The organism is Campylobacter sp. TTU-622 (assembly GCF_016598965.1).
Lineage (GTDB): Bacteria > Campylobacterota > Campylobacteria > Campylobacterales > Campylobacteraceae > Campylobacter_D.
Window position 1 is genome coordinate 1 of record NZ_JAENKR010000081.1, and the last position, 5,618, is coordinate 5,618.

The window sequence follows — 5,618 nt, forward strand, 5'->3', positions numbered from 1 at the left end:
TTGATAATGTAATTAAAACAACTTGTTTTTTGGCTAACATTAATGATTTTGTAAATTTTAATGAAGTATATTCAAGCTTTTTTAAAGCTCCTTATCCTGCAAGAAGTGCTTTTGCAGTAAAAGATCTACCAAAAAATGCTTTGGTTGAAATTGAAGTTATAGCGGTTAAAGGATAAAATTGCTAGGACTTGGTTTTTCATTATTTAGTATAGCTTTGCTTGTATTTATGCTTTATAAAAAAATCAATGCACATATGGCATTGCTTTTAAGTGGCTTGCTTTTGCTTTCTTTAGCTGCTATTTTTGGACTTTCTCCGCATATTGTCGCTAAGGGTTCTTTAAATCTAGGTTTTTTTGATATATTTGAAGTTTTTAATCAGACTATGTCAAAAACATTGGCTGGACTTGGTCTTACACTTATGAGTATAGCAGGTTTTTCTGCCTATATGGATCATGTAGGGGCTTCTTATGCGCTTTTTAAAGTTTTTGAAAAACCTTTAAAAACAATAAAATCTCCCTATGTTTTGCTTATAGTTGCTTATTTTATTGTGCAATTTTTGGTTCTTTTTATACCATCTCACGCAGGTTTGGCACTTTTACTTATGGTTACTATGTATCCTATACTTGTGCGCTCAGGTGTTTCAAAACTTTCTGCTTTGAGTGTTATTGGTATTTGTCAATACATTGATCATGGTCCTGCAAGTGGAAATGTTATTATGGCATCAAAGATAGCTGAGATTGATCCTGCAATTTATTTTGTTCATTATCAACTTCCTGTAACTTTACCAATTATTATAGTTGTAGGTATTACAGTATATTTTTGCAATAAATTTTTTGATAAAAAAGATAATTTTATTTTTAATATACAAGAAATTGAAAAAGAACTCAACGAAAATGAAGACAAAGAAAAAGAACTTAAAAAGCCTCCTAGAATTTATGCTATTTTGCCTATAATCCCTTTGGTTTTAATTTTAGGATTTAGTTCAGTGCTTGATAGTATATTAGTTTTAATGGGAATAAGTAGTGCCCAAGAAGTAAAAGCAGCTACTAGTACTGCAATTAAAATGAATGTTCCAGTAGCAATGATTATTTCAACTTTTGTGGCTATTATTTTTGAAATGATACGTTATAAAAGCGTAGTAGAAACACTAAATTCCATTATGATTTTCTTCAAAGGAATGGGGCATTTATTTGTTATTACAGTTTCACTTATAGTTTGTGGTCAAGTATTTGCAAATGGTCTTTTATCTGTTGGTTTCGTAGATATTTTAATAGAATTTTGTAAAAATGCAGGATTTGGAGTTTTTGTTATTATTGTTGTGGTTTCAATTTTGCTTGCAATTTGTGCTTTTTTAATGGGTTCAGGAAATGCAGCATTCTTTAGCTTTGCTCCACTTATTCCAAATATAGCAAAACATTTCAACATTGAAACTATTATTATGATAGCACCTATTCAAATTATGACTGGTTTTGGAAGGTGTATTAGTCCTATTGCACCTGCAATTTTAGCTATTTCATCTATAGCAAAAGTTAGTCCTTTTGCTATAATTAAAAGAACAGCTATTCCTATGTTTGTAGCAACTATAATAAATATTATTATGACTTATATTTATATTTAAAGGAGAAAAGAATGAGATCAAAAACTAAACTTATTCATTGTGGTAGAGGTGATCAAAGCGTTGAAGCAAGATCGGTTAATCCTGTGCTTATGCGTGCATCAACTATACTTTTTAAAGATCATGCTAGTTGGCAAAAACATAAGGAATTAAGAAAAACAGAACGTGTTTTAAGTTATGGCGCTAGAGGAACGACAACAAATTTTGAACTTGAAAAACTTATTTGTGCTTTAGAAGGTGGTTATAGAGCCCAACTTTTCCCAACAGGTCTTGCAGCACTTGCTATGGTGCTTTTAAATTATGCAAGTAAAGATGCACATTTTTTAATTACTGATGCTATTTATGGCCCTGTTAGAACAATTTGTGAATTATTTTTGGAAAAAATAGGCGTTGAAGTTGATTTTTTAAAAGCTGACGCAAGCGATATTGAAGAAAAAATCAAACCTAATACTAAGCTTATTTTATGCGAAAGCCCAGGCTCTATCCTTTATGAAATTATAGATTTGCCAAAACTTTGCAAAATCGCTCACGCACATAATATACCAGTAGCTATTGATAATACTTATTCTAGTGGATATTTTTTAAATCCTTTAGAGCTTGGAGTAGATATTTCGGTTATTGCTGCTACAAAATATCTTAGCGGACACTCTGATGTAACTATGGGTATAGTAGTAGTAAATGAAAAAGAGTGGAAAAATTTTAACAGGCTTCCAGAAGTTTTTGGTTTTACAACAAGTCCTGATGATGTTTATTTAGTGCTTCGTGGTATGAGAACTTTGGATATAAGAATGAGAGCTCACGAAAAAAGTGCTGATGAAATTGTAGAATTTTTACAAAGTAGAAAAGAAATTAAAACTATTTTCTATCCAAAACTCAAATCTCATCCAAATTATGAAATTTTTATGCGTGATCACAAAGGTGCCAATGGTATGATTACCATAGAATTTGCAGAGGGTTATGATAAAGATGATGCTATTAAATTTGTAGATAAATTAAAATACTTTTCAATCGGCGCAAGTTGGGGTGGATATGAAAGCTTAGCCACTGTTACTACTCCGCCTAGAACTGCAATAGATTTAAGCACAAGAGGTCCATTTGTAAGATTTCATATAGGTCTTGAGGATACTAAAGATTTAATTGCTGATTTAACACAAGCTTTTGATAGTATTAAAAAATAAGGAGATAAAATGACAGGAATTAGCGTATTTGATCAAAAATTATTGGCAAATTCTTGGAGTACTGAAAGTATGCGTGAGATTTTTTGTGAGCAAAATCGCATACAAAAATGGCTCGATGTTGAAGCAGCATTAGCAAAAGCACAAGCAAAACTTAAAATTATTCCTAAAGAGGCAGCTGATGAAATAGCAAAAAAAGCTCATTATAAATTTATGGATATGGATTTTATTTTTGCTGAATTCAAAAAAACTAAACATCCTTTAGTTCCAACTGTTAGAGCTTTAGAAAAAGCTTGTGATAATAATTTAGGCGAATATGTTCATTTTGGGGTAACTACTCAAGATATTATTGATACAGGGCTTGTCTTGCAATTTAAAGAAGCGATGCAACTTATAAAAAGTGAATTAAAGGACATTGCAAAAGCTTTAGTAAAATTAGCTAAAACATATAAAAATACTGCTATGATAGGAAGAACTTTAACTCTTCAAGCTTTGCCTATTACTTTTGGTCATAAAGTGGCTATTTGGTTAAGTGAGCTTGAACGTCATTTTGAAAGAATACTTGAACTTGAAAAAAGACTTTATGTGGGTAGTATAGTAGGTGCTGTAGGAACTAAAGCAAGTTTAAGTGATCAGTGTAATGAAGCAGAAAGACTTACCTTAGAAAATCTAGGACTTAATGTACCTAATATTTCTTGGCAAAGTGCACGTGATCGCTTTGTAGAACTTGGTTTTGTTTTGGGTAATATTAATGCAACTTTTAACAAAATTGCACATGAAATTTTAATTCTTTCACATAATGAGATTGATGAAGTTGCAGAACCTTTTGGTAAAGGACAAGTTGGAAGCTCTACTATGCCACACAAAAGAAATCCTGCAATAAGTGAAAATGCAGTTACAGTAAGCAATGCTTTTAGGGCAAATTTAGCAATTTTAAGTGATATTGAAAGACACGAGCACGAAAGAGATGGACAAGTTTGGAAAATGGAATGGAAACTTTTGCCTGAAATGTTTTTAATGCTTTCTGTAATTTTAGCAAATATGAAATTTGCTCTTAGTGATTTAGAGGTAAAAAAAGATAAGATGCTTAAAAATTTAAATACTCTTAATGGCTTTGTTTTAGCAGAACGCATTATGTTTGCATTAAGTGATCATTATGGAAAACAACACGCTCATGAGATTGTTTATGAAAATGCAATGCTAGGCATTGAAAAACAAAAAACCTTTAAAGAAGTTTTACTTAAAGATAAAAGAGTATCTAAGGTATTAAAAGAAGAGGAAATTGATGCTTTACTTGATGCAACAACCTATGTAGGATACGCACCAAAACTTGTAGATGAATTTTTAGAAAAAATTAAAAATAGTGCTATTTTAAAATAGGAAAAATTATGTTTTATAGCGAAATTTTAGCAGATTTTATTTTTAATCTTAAATATGAAAATATCCCTAATGTGGTTATTCAAAGGGCTAAAGAGCTCATGCTTGATAGTCTTGGAACCGCGATAGCAGCAAGCAAAGAAGAATGTGTTTTAAATGTTTTTAAGACTTTTGAAAATTTAAGCATAGAAAAAAATACTTCTGTTTGGATAAATGATCAAAAATTAGATCCTATATATGCCACTATGCTTAATGGCATTGCTTCTCATATGTTAGATTTTGATGATACGCATACAGAAGCTATTTTGCACGCAAGTGCAATTTTAACTCCGCTTTGTTTAAGCTATGGTTTTTCTATCAATCAAGATGCTAAAAAAAATATTAAAGCTTTTATAGTTGGCTGGGAAATTGCAGCTAGAGTAGGTATTGCAAGCAAAGGCACTTTTCATAAGCGTGGTTTTCATACTACTGCTATTGCAGGAATTTTTGGAAGTGTTAGTGCAAGTGCAATTTTACTAGATCTAAATAAAGAGCAAATTATTAATGCTTTAGGACTTGCAGGAAGCTTTGCAAGTGGGATAAATGAGTTTTTATCTAATGGATCTAATTCAAAAGTTTTACATATTGCTAATGTCATTAAAAATGGAATTATGATTGCTCATTTTGCTAAAAATAACACGAGTGGACCTTTGAGTATTTTTGAAGGCAGAGATAATATATTTAAATGTTTTGGCATAGAAGAAGAGTGCGATAAAACAGAACTTAATAAAGGTTTAGGTGAAATTTGGCAAACTATGCAAGTTTCGATAAAGCCTTATCCAAGTTGTCATTTTGCTCACGGGTTTATTGATTGTGCTATTGCTTTAAGAAATGATGGCTTGAAGGCTAATGAAATTAAAAATATTCATTGTTTTGTTGATGAGGTTCCTATCTCTTTTATTTGTGATCCTTTAGAAATAAAATATACTCCAAAGAGTGCTTATGAAGCTAAATTTTCTATGCCTTTTTTAATGGCTTTAGGATTTTTTGATGGTCAAATTACTTTTAAATCTTATGAAAATTTAAAACGTAAAGAAATACTTGATTTTGCTAAAAAAATTACTTATGAAAAAAGAAAATCTCAAGGTTTTCCAAAATATTTTCCAGGACATTTAAAAGCTATTTTGCAAAATGGAAAGATAATTCAAAAAGATGTTTTTATTAATAAAGGTAATTTTGATAATCCTTTAAAATTTGAAGAGCTAAAAACTAAATTTTTAAATAATGTTTGTATAAAACTAAACAATAAAGAAGCTAATGATTTGTTTGATTTTATTATGAATTTAGAAAAACAAAATAATTTTTTATAAGCTTTTAAAACTTAGCTTTTTTACATTTTGAGTAATTAAATAAAGTATTAAAATTATTAGTATTTTTAAAGATTGATAAGTAAAAAATATTAAATTTTAGAT

At 30.0% G+C, this 5,618-nt stretch carries 5 protein-coding genes; all 5 read left to right on the top strand.

Features of this window, described 5'->3' with window-relative positions; genetic code table 11:
* Window positions 1-176: Rid family hydrolase (locus tag JG677_RS06740; RefSeq protein ID WP_267905150.1), on the top strand; the 176-nt coding region annotated here is incomplete at its 5' end.
* Window positions 177-178: 2 nt separating this feature from the next.
* Window positions 179-1,618: a C4-dicarboxylate transporter DcuC gene (dcuC, locus tag JG677_RS06745; protein WP_200285874.1), complete on the top strand. Its 1,440-nt coding sequence runs from the start codon at window positions 179-181 to the stop codon at window positions 1,616-1,618.
* 11 nt (window positions 1,619-1,629) lie between these two features.
* A complete protein-coding gene (locus tag JG677_RS06750; protein ID WP_200285876.1) occupies window positions 1,630-2,793 on the top strand; it encodes a trans-sulfuration enzyme family protein in 1,164 nt (387 codons plus the stop codon).
* A gap of 9 nt (window positions 2,794-2,802) precedes the next feature.
* Window positions 2,803-4,170 (top strand): adenylosuccinate lyase, encoded by a 1,368-nt coding sequence (gene purB, locus JG677_RS06755; protein ID WP_200285878.1) that lies wholly within the window; start codon window positions 2,803-2,805, stop codon window positions 4,168-4,170.
* An 8-nt stretch (window positions 4,171-4,178) separates the two neighbouring features.
* A complete protein-coding gene (locus tag JG677_RS06760; RefSeq protein WP_200285880.1) occupies window positions 4,179-5,516 on the top strand; it encodes an MmgE/PrpD family protein in 1,338 nt (445 codons plus the stop codon).
* The last annotated feature ends 102 nt before the right edge of the window (window positions 5,517-5,618 follow it).